Below are 14,519 nucleotides of genomic sequence, written 5' to 3' on the forward strand. Positions count from 1 at the left end.
TCAGCGGCCGAAGACGCGCGCCTCGCCCTCGCCGCGCGGATCCGAAGCCGCCTCCAGCCGTCCGGCCTCGCGCTCCCACAGCACCGCCTGCATGTCGCCGAACGGGCGCACCTGCGGGGTCAGGCGATGGCCGCGCTGCACCAGCTTGCCGCGCAGCTCGGTGTCGAAGGCCCCGGTCTCGAATTCGACCCGGTCGGGCAGGTACTGGTGGTGCCAGCGCGGGGCCTCCACCACCTCGTCGATCGACTGACCGTCGACCACGCCGAGGATGCCGTGCAGCACCATGGTGATGATGCGGCTGCCCCCGGGCGTGCCGAGGATGGCCACGCGATCGCCCGTGTCCACGAAGGTGGGGCTCATGGACGACAGCGGCCGCCGCTGCGGGGCGATGGCATTGGCCTCGAAGCCGATCAGGCCGTAGGCGTTGGGCTCGCCCGGCTTGGCGGAGAAGTCATCCATCTCGTTGTTCAGCAGGACGCCGGTCCCCGGGACCACATAGCCGGAGCCGAACGGGTAGTTCAGTGTCAGGGTCGCGGCCACGCGGTTGCCCTCGGCGTCCATCACCGAGAAATGCGTGGTCTGCGGGCTCTCCGCCGCGCCATCGGTCCCGGGACGGTTCTCCGGCTCCACCACCGGCGGCAGGCTGTCGCTGGGGGTCGCCTGGTCGGGGTGGATACCGGCGCGCAGGCCGGCCGCGTAGTCGCGTGACAGCAGCCGCTGCAGCGGCATGTCGACATGATCCGGATCGCCCAGGTACTCGGCGCGGTCACGGTAGGCCCGGCGCATCGCCTCCAGGATCAGGTGGATGCGGGCGTCCTCCTCCATCGCGTCCAGATCGTGGAAGGACAGGATGTTGAGGATCTGGCCGATGGCCACACCCCCGGAGGACGGCGGCGCGGCGGTCACGATCTCGGTGCCGTTCCACTCCAGGCGCACCGGTTCGCGCTCCACCACCTCATAACCCGCGAGGTCCTCGGTGCTCCAGATCCCTCCGGCCTCGCGCACGCCCTCCACCAGGGTCTGCGCCAGCTCGCCGGTGTAGAAGCCGTCGCGGCCCTCGGCGGCGAGGCGCCGCAGGGTATCGGCCAGATCCGGCTGCACCAGCTCCGTGCCGGCCTCCGGCGGCCCGCCGTCGCGCAGGAAGATCCCTGCGGCATCGGCGCCGTCGCGCAGCGCCTGATGCCGGAACTCGGCCATCTGCTGATAACGCGGCCCGACGGTCACCCCTTTCTCCGCCAGGCGGATCGCCGGGGCCAGGCTGCGTTCCAGCGACAGCGCACCGTATTCCGTCGCCAGATGATCCATGCCCGCCGGCATCCCCGGGATACCCGCGGCCAGCACCCCGTCCAGCGACAGCCCGTCGATGACCTCGCCGTCCTCGTCCAGGTACATGTCGCGATCGGCCGCGGCGGGCGCGGTCTCGCGCGCGTCCAGCATCAGCGTGCGGTCGCGGTCCGCCTCGTACAGCAGAAAGAAGCCCCCGCCGCCCAGGCCGGAGCCATAGGGCTCCGCTACGCCCAGCGCCGCGGTGATCGCCACCGCCGCGTCGAACGCATTGCCGCCGTCGGCGAGGATCGCCTCGCCGGCCGCGGTGGCCTCGGGATGGGCGGTGGCGACGGCATGTTCGCCGGGCGTATCGGCAGACGTGTCGGCGGGCCCGGCAACAACCGGGGAGGCCAGCGGGGCCGCAAGCAGCCCGAACAGCGTGACGGTCAGGAGGTGGCGCCGCATGACAGGCCGCCCCGGCTATTTCGCCGCCATCAGGGCTTCGTATTTCGCCATCAGCTGCTCACGGGTCTCCTTGTGGTCCGGATCCAGGGGGATGCAGTCCACCGGGCAGACCTGCTGGCACTGCGGCTCGTCGTAGTGCCCCACGCACTCGGTGCACAGGTTGGGATCGATCTCGTAGATCTCGTCGCCCGGGTAGATGGCCTCGTTCGGGCACTCGGGTTCGCAGACGTCACAATTGATGCATTCGTCGGTGATCATCAGGGCCATGGCTTTTCCTCCTCGGGCCAGGAAGGGGTGCGAGCGGTCAGTCGGCCACCCCGGGATCCCGGGCCAGCATGCGCGCCACCCCGGGGCTCACGAATTTTGAGACATCGCCGCCCAGGCGCGCGATTTCCCGTACCAGACTGGACGAGACAAAGCTGTATTCCTCGGCGGGTGTCAGGAACAGAGTTTCGACCTCCGGCGCCAGCTGACGGTTCATGGCCGCCAGCTGGAATTCGTGCTCGAAGTCGGAGACCGCGCGCAGGCCGCGCAGGATCACCGTGGCCTGCTGTTCACGCACGAAATGGGCCAGCAGGGAGTCGAACCCGATCACCTCCACCCGCGGAACGTCCTTCAGCGCCTCGCGGGTCTGTTCCACGCGGGTCTCCAGCGGGAACGCCGGGCTCTTGCCGGGGTTCGCGGCCACCGCCACCACCACCCGGTCGAACAGGCAGGCGCCGCGACGCACGATGTCGGTGTGCCCGTGAGTAACGGGATCGAAGGTCCCGGGATAGATGGCGGTAATCGGCATGCGGCTCGCAGACAGTCCGGTTCGGGGGCGCCATTACACCGCAACCCGCCGCCCGAGGGAAACTCGCCGGTCGCCGGCGGGCCGACAGACGCCGGGCAAAGGGCTACACTGCGGCCCACATTCACGCCGGGCCGACCGGGAGACACGCATGACCGACGACTACCGCCCGCCGCTGGCCGACTACTGGGACGAACTGGAATCCCGTTACGGCGGCGGCTTCAACTTCCAGCAGATCAGCCGCGAGGAACTGGATCAGCTGATCGGGCACCTGCGCCAGGCCGTGAACCAGGATCCGCAGGTGACCGAGGTGGAAAAACAGAACCTCGCCCTGGTGCTCAAGCACGCCGAGGAAAGCCGCAAGCGGCGCAAGGGCTGAGCGCCCCGACCCCGAGGGTTCGCGTGCGAGCACGCTCCCACAGATGGATTGATGGGGCGACGGGGTGATGCAACCAGAAAGGTGGGAGCCTGCTTGCAGGCGAACGGGACAGGCTCAGCGGTCGATCAGACTGCGAATCACCTCGCCGGCTGCGGTCAGGCCGAACAGCGCCGGCAAATAGGAGATGGTGCCGTTCACCGAGCGCGGCCGCCCGCCCAGCGGCCCGTCCACCGGCCGGTGCTCGGTGCCCTTGCTCGGGTTCTCGATGGAGAACACCACCGGATAATCCAGCCGCGCATCCAGCCGGCGCAGGCGCTTGCGCATCTGCCGCGCCAGCGGGCACACCCGGGTGCCGTCCAGCGGCCCCACGCGCACCGCGCGCGGGTCGATACGGCCGCCGGCCCCCATGGCCGAGATCACCCGCACCCCGCGGGCCTGCGCGCCGGCCACCAGCGCCGCCTTGCAGGCGATGGAATCGATCGCGTCCAGCACGTAATCGGCATCCTCCGGGATCAGCTCCGCGACCGTGTCCGGGTTGAGGAATTCGCGCCGCACGGTCACCGCGATCCCCGGATCGATGTCGCGGATGCGTTCGGCCATCACGTCGGTCTTGGGATGCTGCACCGTGGAGCGCAGGGCCACTAGCTGGCGATTGAGATTGGACGGCGCGACCACATCGTGGTCGACCAGGGTCATGCGGCCGACCCCGGCACGGGCGACGGCCTCCGCGGCATAGCTGCCAACCCCGCCCAGCCCGGCAATGAAGACATGCCGGTCGCGCAGGCCGGCAGTGACATCCGCCCCCAGCAGGAGATCGGTGCGTTCGGTATAGGCGTCGTGTGGCAGTTCGTCAGTGCCGCTCATTGGTCCGGACCGTATCCAGCCGGAAAACCCGGCGTGCATTCCGGGTTGTGAGTATAGCGGTACTGACCGGATCCGTGTTGCGCAAACGCGCCACGGCCGCGTTGACCCCGGCGACCATCGCCGGTTCGTTGCGTTCGCCGCGATGCCCGGCCAGCGGCTGGTCCGGGGCGTCGGTCTCCAGCACCAGGGCCTCCTCCGGCAGGTCGCGCACGATCCGCTGCAGGCGCCGCGCACGATCGAAGGTCACCGGCCCGCCGAACCCCAGCACGCAGCCCAGATCCACCGCCTGACGCGCCTGCTGTTCGCTGCCGGAGAAGCTGTGCAGGATGGCGGTCACGCCCGGGTACTGGCGCAACCCCTTGAGGATCGCATCCACCGCGCGCCGGCAGTGCAGGATCACCGGCAGGTCGTGGTTATGCGCGATGGCCAGCTGCGCGGTGTAGAACCGCCACTGGGTGTCGAAGTCGAGCCCCGGCACGAAGCCGTCGAGCCCGGTCTCGCCGACCGCCACCGCGCGCGGGTCGGCGTCCAGCGCGGCGTCCAGTGCCTCCAGGTCGGCATCGGCGTGCTGTTCGAGAAACACCGGATGCAGGCCGCGGGCCACATACAGCCCCGGCTCGCGGCGAGCCAGGGCATCCATGTCCGCCCAGCGGTCACGGGTCACGCCGGGCAGGACCATCTGCGTGACCCCGGCGGCGCGGGCGCGATCCAGCACCGCCGGGCGGTCCGGATCAAACGGATCCAGATCGAGATGGACGTGGGTGTCGAACAGTTCCACGCCGCCGCCCCCGGGCTATGGGCTGGGGTAGGTGTAGCGGGCGTGGATGTCCTCGATGGCCTGCAGGATCTCGTCGGACAGGGCCACGTTCACCGAGTCGATGTTCTCCCGCAGCTGTTCCATGGTGGTCGCACCGATCAGGTTGCTGGTCACGAACGGCTGCCGGTTGACGAAGGCCAGCGCCAGCTGGGTCGGCGTCAGGCCATGGCTCTCGGCCAGCCGGGCGTATTCCTCGGTGGACGCCAGCGCCTGCGGGTTGCTGTAGCGCTGGAAGCGCTCGTACAGCGTCAGCCGCGCCCCCTCGGGCTTGCGCCCCTCGCGGTACTTGCCGGAGAGCATGCCGAAGGCCAGCGGGGAGTAGGCCAGCAGGCCCGCATCCTCGCGGATCGCCATCTCGGCGAGACCGGCCTCGAAGCTGCGGTTCAGCAGGCTGTAGGGGTTCTGGATGGAAACGATGCGCTCGGCCAGCCCGCGCTCGTGCTGGCGCAGCCATTCCATGAAACCCCAGGGCGTCTCGTTGGAGATGCCGATGTAGCGCACCCGCCCGCTGGCGACCACGTCCTTCAGCGCGGCGGCGGTCTCCTCGATCGGCGTGGCCCGGTCGTCCGGATCGTGGACGTAGCCCAGCTTGCCGAAGAAATTGGTCGAGCGCGCCGGCCAGTGCACCTGATAGAGGTCGATGCAGTCGGTCTGCAGGCGTTCGAGGCTGGCATCCACCGCCTGTTCGACGTGCTCGCGGGTCAGCTGCGTGCCGCCGCGCAGATAGTCCATGCCCGGCCCGGCGACCTTGGAGGCCAGCACCACGCGGTCGCGGCAGCCGCGCGAGCGCAGCCAGTTGCCGATGTAGCGCTCGGTCAGCCCCTGGGTCTCGGCCCGCGGCGGCACCGGGTACATCTCCGCCGCGTCAATCAGGTTGATGCCGCGCTCCAGCGCATAGTCCAGCTGCTCGAAGGCTTCAGCCTCGGTGTTCTGCTCGCCCCAGGTCATGGTGCCCAGGCCGATCAGGCTCACGTCGATGCCGGTGCGTCCCAGCTTGCGGTATTCCATGACCATCCCCCTGCGACGGATTCAAGTAAACAGTGTCAGCACGCCTGTATAGGCGTACAGACGGTTGGAAAAGATTTCACCGTTGGCGAAGAAGCCCACCAGCGGCACGCCCCCCAGGGCCCGCTGCACGGTGCCCAGCTCGACGTCCGCGTGCACGAACTGATGCCGTCCGCGCCCCAGACAGGACACGTAGATCGCCCCGCGGATCCCTTCCGGGCACTGCTCACGGATCTGCTGCAGCATGCGCTCCAGGTCCTCGTGCGCCGACTGGCCGTCGCGGCGCACGAACAGCACCCGTGACCCCTGCTCCAGGGTCTCGCCCACGGCCAGTAGCTCCTGGTCCATATCGACGCCGGTGATATTGCGCACGCGATAGTCCCCGGTATCCGATCCGGGGATGGGGAACCCGATCTGGATGTACCCCAGGGCCCGCTTCAGATCGCGCGAAAGCACGTCGCCGATGATCCGCCGGAACGCCGGCAGTGCCGGTTCGCCATTAAGGCGGACGATGATGTTGCGCCAGGTCTCGGTCAGTTCGTGCTGCCCGGGCAGCGGCGTGCAGCCCTGGGTGTGGCGGGCCACCAGCGGCACGTCGTCGCGCAGCACGAGGCCGGTGATGCCCGAGCTCATCACGCCATCGGCGATCTGGACCGCGTCGTCCGCGCCGGAGTTGATCCCGCCGGTCGCGAACCATGCGGTCTCTTCGCCGATACGGGTCAGGATCCCCTCGACGTCTTCCAGGCGCGGATCGGCGTTGAGAATCAGTCGCGCCGGCGTGGCCGGATCGACAAAGCCCTCAAGGGCCCGGGTCAGTTCATCGAAGGAGCGCACCGGATGCCGGATCAGGCGCACGGAGTCCGCCGGCAACTCCCCGACCATCAGGGTGACGGCGGGATCGTCGTAATACTCGTGCTCGCGGCCCATGACCGCGATCCCCATGCCGCCGACGAAGTGATCGATGGGGGCCTTCTTGCGCAGCTCGCGCAGCAGCAGCCGGGCGTTACGCGCGATCTCGTCGGAGATGCAGATGAAACCCACGCGCACGCGGCCGTCCGGGGCCGGCGACAGCTCGCCAAGCTGACCGGCGAGTTCGGCGGCCAGTGTCCGGGGCTCGTCGCCTGTGGCACTGGCACAGAGGAAAGGTTCGGTCGCGCTCATAGTCCGAGATGCTCCAGCATGCTGAGGGCCTCGTTGTCCTCGACCGGAATACCGACCTCCGCCCGCATGTCTTCGTTCCCGACAAACTCCAGACGTGCATGATGACGCTCGTCCAGCTCCTCCAGGAACCAGGCGATCTCCGAGGGATGGACCACATGTTCGCCACGCACCAGATGCCGCGCCAGCACCACGTCCTCGCGAATGTCCAGGAACAGCGGCTGCGGCAGGTCCAGCGGCAGGATATGGGTCTGCACCAGCCATTCCACCGGAGTCGGCCGCTGGCCGGCCGGCAGGCGACGGCTGTCGATGCGGAAATGCCCGCCTCCTCCGGGCTGCTTGAGCAGCTCCTCCAGCCAGTCGCCGGAAAATCCCCGGTGCACGATCAGCGAGCGCCCGGTGTAGCGGGCGCGGAAACGCTCCATCTGGCGCGCCGGACGCGGGCCGAACAATCCGAACACGGCAACTCCGTAATCTCGGGAACAGGCAGGCAATCCTATCCGAAACCGGCGGCGCGTTGAAAAAGAGCGCCCCGGCACCGTGCGATCCGCAGCAACAAAAAGGGCCGCGCCCCGAAGGTCGCGGCCCCTGCAACGGGCCCGCAGCCCGCGCCATGCACTCGCGATCAGCCGCGACGCGCCAGCATGTCGTGGATGATCGGGGCGAGGATGACTTCCATCGCCTGGCTCATCTTGCCGCCCGGCACCACGAGGGTGTTGGTCCGCGACATGAAGGAGTCGGGGATCATGTTCAGCAGGTACGGGAAGTCCACGCCGAACTTCTTGGGGTCCTTGAAGCGGATCACCACCATGCTCTCGTCCGGGGTGGGGATATCCCGGGCGATGAACGGGTTGGAGGTGTCCACCGTCGGCACCCGCTGGAAGTTGATGTCGGTGCACGAGAACTGCGGGGTGATGTAGTTCACGTAGTCCGGCATGCGGCGCAGGATGGTATCCACGATCGCCTCGGCGGAATAACCGCGCTCGTCATTGTCGCGGAAGATCTTCTGGATCCACTCGAGGTTCACGATCGGCACCACGCCAATGCCCAGATCCACGTACTGCGCCGCATTGACGCTCCCGTGCTGCACCAGACCGTGCAGGCCTTCGTAGAACATCAGGTCGGAACCCGGCTCGATCTCTTCCCACGGGGTGAACTCGCCCGGGCCGAGGTTGGTGCCGAGGCGCTGGTTGTGGTGCTCGGCTTCCTCGTCGGAATGCAGGTAGTAGCGCTTCTCGCCCTGGCCGGTCTCGCCGTAGGTCTTGAACAGATCCTCGATGCGGTCGAACAGGTTGGCCTCGGGGCCGAAGTGGGAGAAGTGCGGGTTCCCCTCGTCGGCGGCCTTCTGCATGGCTTCCTTCATCGCCTTGCGGTCATAGCGATGGAAGCTGTCACCCTCGATCACCACGGGGTTGATCTGCTCGCGGCGGAAGATCGACTCGAACGAGCGCTTCACGGTGGAGGTGCCGGCACCCGAAGAACCGGTGACGGCGATCACGGGATGTTTCTGGGACATGAGAGTCTCTCCTTACGCAATCAAGCGTTACAAACGTCAGCAAATCGGGGTCAGAAGACCAGATTGATCATGAACATGGCCACCACGCCGAACAGGATCGTCATGATGCTGCCGGCCTTCATGTAGTCCTTCACCCGGTAGCCACCGGGGCCCATGATCAGGGCGTTCACCTGGTGGGTCGGGATCAGGAACGAGTTGGAGGTGGCGATGGCCACGGTGATGGCGAACACGCGCGGGTCCGCGTCCATGCCCGCGGCCTGGGCCGCGGTGGCGAAACTGATCGCCAGCGGCACCAGCAGCACGGTCGCCCCCACATTGGACATAACCAGGGTAAAGAACGTGGCCAGCGCGAAGATCGTGGCCTGCAACACCCAGGGTGGCACGGTTCCCAGCATGTCCAGGGTGTTCTGCGCGATCCAGGCAGCGGTCCCGGTATTCTCCACCGCCATGCCCAGAGGTATCAGCGAGGCCAGCAGGAACACGGTCTTCCAGCTGATGGCGTTGTAGGCGTCGTCCAGGCTCAGCACGCCGGTCAGGATCATGCCCATGGCCCCGGTGAGCAGGGCGATCGACAGCTGCAGATCGGTGAACAGGATCAGCGACACCGCCACCACAAGGAAGGTCAGCGCGTGCGGAACCTTGCTCGGGCGCAGCTCCTCGCGCGGGTAGTCCGAGGTGATCACGACGAAGTCGCGATCCTTCTCCAGGCGCGCCAGTGAAGTCCAGTTGGTGTGGACCACCAGGATGTCGCCCGGCTCCAGCGGGATGTCGCGCAGCCCCTCACGGTAGACCTCTCCGCCACGCTGCATGCGCATCACCGACAGGCCGTAGGTCTGGCGCATGGCGACTTCGGTCACCGTCTTGCCGGCCAGGTTGGACCCCGGCGAGATCGCGACCTCGGCGATCCCGGACTGGGAGGAGTCCAGGGCGCTGGCAAACACGTCCAGGTCGGTGGAGGGCCGGAACTTCAGGTTCTGGCTCAGCTCTTCCATGCGCCGCGGGCTGGCCAGCACCGCCAGGCGCGAATTGGCCTGGATCTCGTAACCGGTCCAGGGGGCGATGCGCATCTCGTCGCGCGCATGCGAGCCCACGATCGCCACGCCGGTTTCGCGCTCGACATCGGCCACGGTCCGCCCCACCAGCGGGTCGTCATCCGCCACCCGCACTTCGTGGATCTCGTAGGACAGGCCGTAGACCCGCTGGAAGTAGTCCCGGGTGCCCTCGGTCGCGGTGGGCTGAGCCCCTACCGACGGCAGCACGTAACGCCCCAGCAGCACGAAATAGACGATCACCGTGGCCAGCAGCGCCAGGCCGATGGGCGTGACATCGAACAGCTCGAAACGCTCCATGTCGTCCGGCAGCAGATCGTTCAGCAGGATCAACGGGCTGGAGCCGACCAGGGTGATGGTTCCACCCACGATCGCGGCGAAGCCCATCGGCATCAGCAGGCGCGACAGCGGGATACCCAGACGGCTGGAGATGCGGCTCATCACCGGCATGAACAGCGCCGCCGCACCGATGTTCTGCATGAAACTGGAGATCACGCCGACCGTGCCGGACACCGTGGGGATGATGCGTTTCTCCCCGGTGCCGCCCACGCGCATGATGAAACTGGCGACCTTGTGCATCACGCCGGTCTTGTCCAGCCCCGCACCGATGATCATCACCGCGATGATCGAGATCACCGCATTGGAGGCAAATCCGCTGAACAGCTCGTCCTGCGCCACCAGCTCGCCCAGCTCGGGCAGCAGCGGCACCACGCCGAACACCAGCGGGAGCAGCCCGATCAGAACCATCACCAGGATCGCGGCCAGATCGACCCGCACGATCTCGGAGACGAACAGGAAGATGGTGAAGGCGAGCAGGCCCAGCACCACGATCATTTCGGTGGTCAGCGTCAGATTTTCCATGAACCGCCAGTCCTGAAGGAGCAAGGCCGGCGGAATCAGTCCGCCGGCACGGGAAGCACGGGTGCGTCGCCCGGTCACGACACCGCGCAGAGCACCGGGCCACGCAGGCCGGGCAGAACTCCGCAGACAACACCCATTGAAAGCGCGCGATTATTCCATCCCGGCGGGCCGGACGCAAAAACGCGCCCGAGCCGAAGGCGTGCGCAGGCCGCGTCCCCTCCGGTATGCTGGGAAAATCAATCGAGAAGGAGAAACCGCCATGGCCGAAGCGGCGTCCACCGGCAACCAGCCCCAGTTTCGCACCATCGTCGTCGCCACCGACGGCTCGGAATACAGCACCGCCGCCGAGAACGTGGCCCTGGAGCTCGCCGGCCGCTGCGGGGCACGCCTGCGGATCGTGCGCATCATCCCGACCGACACCCAGCACGACGCCCTCTCTCCGCGACGCAGCCACGATGCCAGCGTCGCGGCCCAGGGTGACCTGGATACGCTGGAGAAACGCGCCCGCGAGGCAGGCCTGGAAGTCTCCGCCATCCTGCGCCACGGAGTCGACCGGCATCAGGAGATCGTCAGTGTGGCGGAAGAGCACGAAGCCGACCTGATCGTGATCGGCCGGCGCACCCGCGGCGAGATGGCCCGCCTGATGGTGGGCGACGCCACCGCCAAGGTGATTGGCCTCGCACCGTGCAACGTGATGGTCGTCCCGCGCGACACCGAAGCCCCGCGCCAGGGCCTGCTGGTGGGGACCGACGGTTCCGAACTGGGTGACAAGGCCGCGCGTGCGGCCGTGGAGCTCGCGCAGCACTGCAGCCTGCCGCTGACCGTGGCCTCGGTCGCCGTACCCGGACAGAGCGAGGCCCGGCGCCAGGAGGGCGTGGACGCGATCCAGCGGCTGCAGGGCGAGGCCCGCGAAGCGGGCGTGGAAACCGACGCGCTGTTCGAGGAAGGTCGCCCGGAGGTCACCCTGATCGAGATCGCGGAGCGCCAGCATCGCGACCTGATCGTACTGGGCAGCCACGGCCGCACCGGGCTCAAGCGGCTGCTGATGGGCTCGGTCTCCGAACGCGTCGTCGGTCAGGCGCGCTGCCCGGTCCTGGTGGTCAAGAAGAAGGGCTGAGCCGCCGCCTCACTCCGCCGGGGCGGGGGCCTCGGTGCGCCGGTAGACCAGATCCGCCACCGCATGCCCGCGCTGCAGCCCGCGGCGCTCGAATTTGGTCTCGGGGCGCCAGGCCGGGCGTTCCGGACGCGGCACCGGGCCATCCGGCGCGAACCATTCGGTCGCCCCGGCCATCACCTCCTGCATGTGTTCGGCGTAATCCGCCCAGTCGGTGGCCAGGTGCAGCCAGCCGCCCGGCCGGATCCAGCCCGCCAGCGCGCGCACGAACCCGGGCTGGATCAGGCGGCGCTTGTGATGGCGCTTCTTGTGCCAGGGGTCGGGGAAATACACCTGCACGGTGTCCAGACTGCCCGGCGCGAAATGCGCCTCCAGCAGCTCCACCGCGTCGCGGTCGGAGACCCGCAGGTTGGTCAGCCCCCGGCGCTCGATCTCGCCCAGCAGATGCCCCACTCCGGGGCGATGCACCTCGGTGCCGATGAAGTCGCGATCCGGCGCCGCCGCGGCCTGTTCGGCCAGGCTGTCGCCGTCGCCAAAGCCGATCTCCAGGGTCACCGGCGCCTCACGGCCGAAGACCGCTGCCAGATCCAGCGCCCCGGCGTCGGGCGCCGGATCCAGGCCGAAGCGCGGCCAGAGCTCATCCAGTGCGCGCTGCTGGCCCGTGGTCAGACGCCCCTCGCGGCGCACGAACGAGCGAACCCGGCGATGGTGCGCCGGGCGCCCCCCGTCCCCGTCAGCGGGCCGGTTGTCGTGCGATTCGTGCGGGGCCGTCATGAGCCGGCGAAGAACAGTCCGGTCTCCGGCGAGGAGGCCGAGGCATAGCGCCGTGCCGGCATGCGCCCGGCGCGCCAGGCCTCGCGGCCCGCCACGATCGCGTGACGCATAGCACGGGCCATGCGCACCGGATCGTCGGCCGCGGCGATGGCGGTATTCATCAGCACGCCGTCGCAGCCCAGCTCCATCGCGATGGCCGCATCCGACGCCGTGCCCACACCCGCGTCCACCAGCACCGGTACCGACGCGTTTTCCACGATCTCGCGGATGTTGTAGCGGTTCTGGATCCCCAGACCCGAGCCGATCGGCGCGGCCAGCGGCATGATCGCGCGGCAGCCGATATCCTCCAGACGTTTCGCCAGCAGCGGATCGTCGGTGGTGTACACCATCACCTCGAAGCCGTCGTTAACCAGCGTCTCGGCGGCCTTCACCGTCTCGAACACGTCCGGGTACAGGGTCTTCTCGTCGCCCAGCACCTCCAGCTTGACCAGGTTGTGCCCGTCGAGCAGCTCGCGCGCCAGCCGGCAGGTGCGCACCGCGTCTTCCGCGGAATAGCAGCCGGCGGTATTCGGCAGCAGGGTGTAGCGATCCGGCGGAACCACGTCCAGCAGGTTCGGCTCGTCGGGGTTCTGGCCAATGTTGGTGCGGCGGATGGCCACGGTCACGATCTCGGCACCGCTGCCCTCGATCGCCTCGCGGGTCTGCTCCAGATCGCGGTACTTGCCCGTGCCCACCAGCAGACGGGACTGGAAACGGCGCTCGCCGACGTGAAACGGATCGTCGGCGGATCCGGCGGCCATCTGGCTCATGCATGCTCCTCGGTTAACGGTTGCGGATGCGGATACGACTGCGGGCAAGAATATCAGCCACCGCCGATCGCCTGAACGACCTCGACCCGATCACCCTCCTGCAACCGCCGCTCGGCGTGCTCGCTGCGGGGCACCAGGGTCTCGTTCACCTCCACGGCCAGTCGCCGGCCGGCAAAGCCGCGCTGTTGAATCAGGTCCGCCACTGTCGGCGGCTCCTGATCCGCAGGGATTTCGCAGGTTTCTCCGTTCAACTTGATCTGCATGGGACATACCGTTGGTGATTCGGGCATTGAGCCGGGGCGCGTACGCGCATACAATTCGTGGCCAGGCGGGTGTAGTTCAATGGTAGAACATCAGCTTCCCAAGCTGAGAACGTGGGTTCGATTCCCATCACCCGCTCCATCCCTTGCTCGTTCCCGGCTTCGTTCTGTTGGCGGCATTCTATCAGCTTGCCGCGCAGGATCCCCGGATGCCCTTTTCCTAAAACAGAACTGGACTCTGTCCAATTCGCTGTTATATGTTGGAAGCATGAGCACCCGAATCCCCCAACCCGATCTGCTGGGAATCGACGAAGCGCGCGCCCTGCTGCGCGATTACCGCATTTCGCCGACCGAGCAGCGGGTGGAAATCGTACGCGTACTGTTTGCCCGCAACCAGCATCTCAGCGCCGACCACATCCTCGCGCAGCTCACGCGCCAGCAGTCGCGCGTGTCCAAGGCCACGGTGTACAACGCCCTCAAGCTGTTCGCCGAGAAGGGCCTGGTGCGCGAAGTGATCGTCGACCCGTCGCGGGTCTTCTACGACTCCAACCGCGCCCCGCACCACCACCTGTTCCACGTGGACAGCGGCCAGCTCGAGGACGTGGAACCGGCCCAGGTACAGGTGAACGACCTGCCGCCGCTGCCCGAAGGTACCGACGTGCTGAGCGTGGACGTCATCGTCCGGGTCGGGTCCGGACAGAAGTCCGGCGACAGCTGATCCCCGAAAGCGGGCCCTCACCCGGGTTACGGCCCGTTGCCCGCCCGGGCATTGTTGGCGAAGCCCCGCTTCGCTATGATGTCGTGCTCAGCCGACGTAGCTCAGCAGGTAGAGCAATCGATTCGTAATCGATAGGTCGGGGGTTCAATTCCCTCCGTCGGCACCAGACCAGAGAAAAGGGCCGGCACTGCGTGTGCCGGCCCTTTTTCGTTCCAGCTTCGTTCAGCGGATTCCCGCCGGCAGGGACTACCCCCCCGCGGCACGCTCGGCGAACCGCGCCAGCAGGGCATCCATGGTGGTGAAATGGCGCTGGTACCAGGGGATGATCTCGTCATCCAGCGCCGAGACCAGATCCGCGCCCAGCATCGACCCGTCCTCCAGCCCCGCCAGCAGGGCTTCCCAGCGCGCCAGATGGGCCGCATGTTCCTGCCGGTGGTAGTCCTTCTGCGGAAAACCGACCCGCTCCATCAGCTCGTCCTCGCGCGCGAAGTGCTCGCGATTGAACTCGACGAAGGCCGCGAACGCCTCCCGCACGGCGTTGTCGTCGCCCTCCTCCCGGGCCCGCCCCACGGCTTCCAGCAAACGGGCGGCCTCGTGGTGATCGTCGTTCATGAAGGCCTGTTCCAGCTCCGGGACCGTCAGGCTGCGCTGTACTTCACTCATGGCTCACTCCG

Annotated in this window: 17 protein-coding genes and 2 tRNA genes; 5 read left to right on the forward strand and 14 right to left on the reverse strand. The window is 67.8% G+C overall.

What is annotated here, in order from left to right:
* From ggt to coaD, 3 genes are read right to left on the reverse strand one after another with little or no spacing between them, the layout of a single operon-like run.
* Positions 1-1,731, reverse strand: coding sequence for a gamma-glutamyltransferase (gene ggt / locus D577_RS0108755; protein WP_018947120.1), 1,731 nt, complete (start codon positions 1,729-1,731; stop codon positions 1-3).
* A 15-nt stretch (positions 1,732-1,746) separates the two neighbouring features.
* Positions 1,747-1,998 (reverse strand): YfhL family 4Fe-4S dicluster ferredoxin, encoded by a 252-nt coding sequence (locus D577_RS0108760; protein ID WP_018936946.1) that lies wholly within the window; start codon positions 1,996-1,998, stop codon positions 1,747-1,749.
* A gap of 37 nt (positions 1,999-2,035) precedes the next feature.
* A complete protein-coding gene (gene coaD / locus D577_RS0108765) occupies positions 2,036-2,524 on the reverse strand; it encodes a pantetheine-phosphate adenylyltransferase (protein WP_018869035.1) in 489 nt (162 codons plus the stop codon).
* Between the two features lie 148 nt (positions 2,525-2,672).
* Here coaD and D577_RS0108770 point away from each other — a divergent pair, with 148 nt between their 5' ends.
* The gene (locus tag D577_RS0108770; RefSeq protein WP_018947121.1) at positions 2,673-2,900 is read left to right on the forward strand and encodes a hypothetical protein; all 228 of its coding nucleotides are present in this window, start codon (positions 2,673-2,675) and stop codon (positions 2,898-2,900) included.
* Positions 2,901-3,014: 114 nt separating this feature from the next.
* On the opposite strand, the gene D577_RS0108775 is transcribed toward D577_RS0108770, so the two are convergent.
* From D577_RS0108775 to D577_RS0108805, 7 genes are all read right to left on the reverse strand, one after another.
* Positions 3,015-3,764 (reverse strand): ThiF family adenylyltransferase, encoded by a 750-nt coding sequence (locus D577_RS0108775; protein WP_018947122.1) that lies wholly within the window; start codon positions 3,762-3,764, stop codon positions 3,015-3,017.
* Complete coding sequence (locus D577_RS0108780; RefSeq protein WP_018947123.1) at positions 3,751-4,542, reverse strand: TatD family hydrolase; 792 nt, start codon at positions 4,540-4,542, stop codon at positions 3,751-3,753. The genes D577_RS0108775 and D577_RS0108780 overlap by 14 nt, the downstream gene beginning before the upstream one ends.
* 15 nt (positions 4,543-4,557) lie before the next feature.
* Positions 4,558-5,589: an NADP(H)-dependent aldo-keto reductase gene (locus D577_RS0108785; protein ID WP_019590540.1), complete on the reverse strand. Its 1,032-nt coding sequence runs from the start codon at positions 5,587-5,589 to the stop codon at positions 4,558-4,560.
* 21 nt (positions 5,590-5,610) lie between these two features.
* The gene (locus D577_RS0108790; RefSeq protein WP_018947125.1) at positions 5,611-6,747 is read right to left on the reverse strand and encodes an FIST C-terminal domain-containing protein; all 1,137 of its coding nucleotides are present in this window, start codon (positions 6,745-6,747) and stop codon (positions 5,611-5,613) included.
* Entirely contained in the window at positions 6,744-7,205 is a 462-nt protein-coding gene (locus D577_RS0108795) for a hypothetical protein (RefSeq protein ID WP_018947126.1), read from the reverse strand. Before D577_RS0108795 ends, D577_RS0108790 begins: the two co-directional genes overlap by 4 nt.
* A gap of 164 nt (positions 7,206-7,369) precedes the next feature.
* Positions 7,370-8,260: a phosphoribulokinase gene (locus D577_RS0108800; protein WP_018947127.1), complete on the reverse strand. Its 891-nt coding sequence runs from the start codon at positions 8,258-8,260 to the stop codon at positions 7,370-7,372.
* 50 nt (positions 8,261-8,310) lie between these two features.
* Positions 8,311-10,170, reverse strand: coding sequence for an SLC13 family permease (locus D577_RS0108805; RefSeq protein WP_018947128.1), 1,860 nt, complete (start codon positions 10,168-10,170; stop codon positions 8,311-8,313).
* A 259-nt stretch (positions 10,171-10,429) separates the two neighbouring features.
* Here D577_RS0108805 and D577_RS0108810 point away from each other — a divergent pair, with 259 nt between their 5' ends.
* A complete protein-coding gene (locus tag D577_RS0108810; protein ID WP_018869026.1) occupies positions 10,430-11,287 on the forward strand; it encodes a universal stress protein in 858 nt (285 codons plus the stop codon).
* A 9-nt stretch (positions 11,288-11,296) separates the two neighbouring features.
* Here D577_RS0108810 and trmB read toward each other — a convergent pair whose 3' ends face one another.
* The 3 genes from trmB to thiS are packed head-to-tail and all read right to left on the reverse strand — an operon-like array spanning position 11,297 to position 13,130.
* Positions 11,297-12,058, reverse strand: a complete 762-nt coding sequence (trmB, locus tag D577_RS0108815; protein ID WP_018947129.1) for a tRNA (guanosine(46)-N7)-methyltransferase TrmB — start codon at positions 12,056-12,058, stop codon at positions 11,297-11,299.
* The gene (locus tag D577_RS0108820) at positions 12,055-12,867 is read right to left on the reverse strand and encodes a thiazole synthase (protein WP_018947130.1); all 813 of its coding nucleotides are present in this window, start codon (positions 12,865-12,867) and stop codon (positions 12,055-12,057) included. Before D577_RS0108820 ends, trmB begins: the two co-directional genes overlap by 4 nt.
* A 53-nt stretch (positions 12,868-12,920) precedes the next feature.
* On the reverse strand, positions 12,921-13,130 hold the full coding sequence (gene thiS / locus D577_RS0108825; protein ID WP_018947131.1) for a sulfur carrier protein ThiS: 210 nt from the start codon (positions 13,128-13,130) through the stop codon (positions 12,921-12,923).
* Between the two features lie 65 nt (positions 13,131-13,195).
* On the opposite strand from thiS, the gene D577_RS0108830 reads away from it, so the two are divergent.
* The 3 genes from D577_RS0108830 to D577_RS0108840 all read left to right on the forward strand — a co-directional run bounded on the left by D577_RS0108830 (position 13,196) and on the right by D577_RS0108840 (position 14,011).
* Positions 13,196-13,269, forward strand: a tRNA-Gly gene (locus D577_RS0108830).
* Between the two features lie 126 nt (positions 13,270-13,395).
* Positions 13,396-13,845 (forward strand): Fur family transcriptional regulator, encoded by a 450-nt coding sequence (locus D577_RS0108835; RefSeq protein ID WP_018947132.1) that lies wholly within the window; start codon positions 13,396-13,398, stop codon positions 13,843-13,845.
* Positions 13,846-13,935: 90 nt separating this feature from the next.
* Positions 13,936-14,011, forward strand: a tRNA-Thr gene (locus tag D577_RS0108840).
* A gap of 80 nt (positions 14,012-14,091) precedes the next feature.
* On the opposite strand, the gene D577_RS0108845 is transcribed toward D577_RS0108840, so the two are convergent.
* The gene (locus tag D577_RS0108845) at positions 14,092-14,508 is read right to left on the reverse strand and encodes a bacteriohemerythrin (protein ID WP_018947133.1); all 417 of its coding nucleotides are present in this window, start codon (positions 14,506-14,508) and stop codon (positions 14,092-14,094) included.
* Positions 14,509-14,519: the final 11 nt, after the last annotated feature.

The sequence above is a fragment of the Thioalkalivibrio sp. AKL17 genome (genome assembly GCF_000377885.1).
GTDB lineage: Bacteria > Pseudomonadota > Gammaproteobacteria > Ectothiorhodospirales > Ectothiorhodospiraceae > Thioalkalivibrio > Thioalkalivibrio halophilus.

What these genes read in the sequence shown, in the direction of transcription:
- ggt (WP_018947120.1), bottom strand. Translation starts at nt 1,731, where the DNA reads ATGCGGCGCCACCTCCTGACCGTCACGCTGTTCGGGCTGCTTGCGGCC.
- D577_RS0108770 (WP_018947121.1), top strand. Translation starts at nt 2,673, where the DNA reads ATGACCGACGACTACCGCCCGCCGCTGGCCGACTACTGGGACGAACTG.
- coaD (WP_018869035.1), bottom strand. Translation starts at nt 2,524, where the DNA reads ATGCCGATTACCGCCATCTATCCCGGGACCTTCGATCCCGTTACTCAC.
- D577_RS0108775 (WP_018947122.1), bottom strand. Translation starts at nt 3,764, where the DNA reads ATGAGCGGCACTGACGAACTGCCACACGACGCCTATACCGAACGCACC.
- D577_RS0108760 (WP_018936946.1), bottom strand. Translation starts at nt 1,998, where the DNA reads ATGGCCCTGATGATCACCGACGAATGCATCAATTGTGACGTCTGCGAA.
- D577_RS0108805 (WP_018947128.1), bottom strand. Translation starts at nt 10,170, where the DNA reads ATGGAAAATCTGACGCTGACCACCGAAATGATCGTGGTGCTGGGCCTG.
- D577_RS0108785 (WP_019590540.1), bottom strand. Translation starts at nt 5,589, where the DNA reads ATGGAATACCGCAAGCTGGGACGCACCGGCATCGACGTGAGCCTGATC.
- thiS (WP_018947131.1), bottom strand. Translation starts at nt 13,130, where the DNA reads ATGCAGATCAAGTTGAACGGAGAAACCTGCGAAATCCCTGCGGATCAG.
- trmB (WP_018947129.1), bottom strand. Translation starts at nt 12,058, where the DNA reads ATGACGGCCCCGCACGAATCGCACGACAACCGGCCCGCTGACGGGGAC.
- D577_RS0108790 (WP_018947125.1), bottom strand. Translation starts at nt 6,747, where the DNA reads ATGAGCGCGACCGAACCTTTCCTCTGTGCCAGTGCCACAGGCGACGAG.
- D577_RS0108820 (WP_018947130.1), bottom strand. Translation starts at nt 12,867, where the DNA reads ATGAGCCAGATGGCCGCCGGATCCGCCGACGATCCGTTTCACGTCGGC.
- D577_RS0108800 (WP_018947127.1), bottom strand. Translation starts at nt 8,260, where the DNA reads ATGTCCCAGAAACATCCCGTGATCGCCGTCACCGGTTCTTCGGGTGCC.
- D577_RS0108810 (WP_018869026.1), top strand. Translation starts at nt 10,430, where the DNA reads ATGGCCGAAGCGGCGTCCACCGGCAACCAGCCCCAGTTTCGCACCATC.
- D577_RS0108845 (WP_018947133.1), bottom strand. Translation starts at nt 14,508, where the DNA reads ATGAGTGAAGTACAGCGCAGCCTGACGGTCCCGGAGCTGGAACAGGCC.
- D577_RS0108835 (WP_018947132.1), top strand. Translation starts at nt 13,396, where the DNA reads ATGAGCACCCGAATCCCCCAACCCGATCTGCTGGGAATCGACGAAGCG.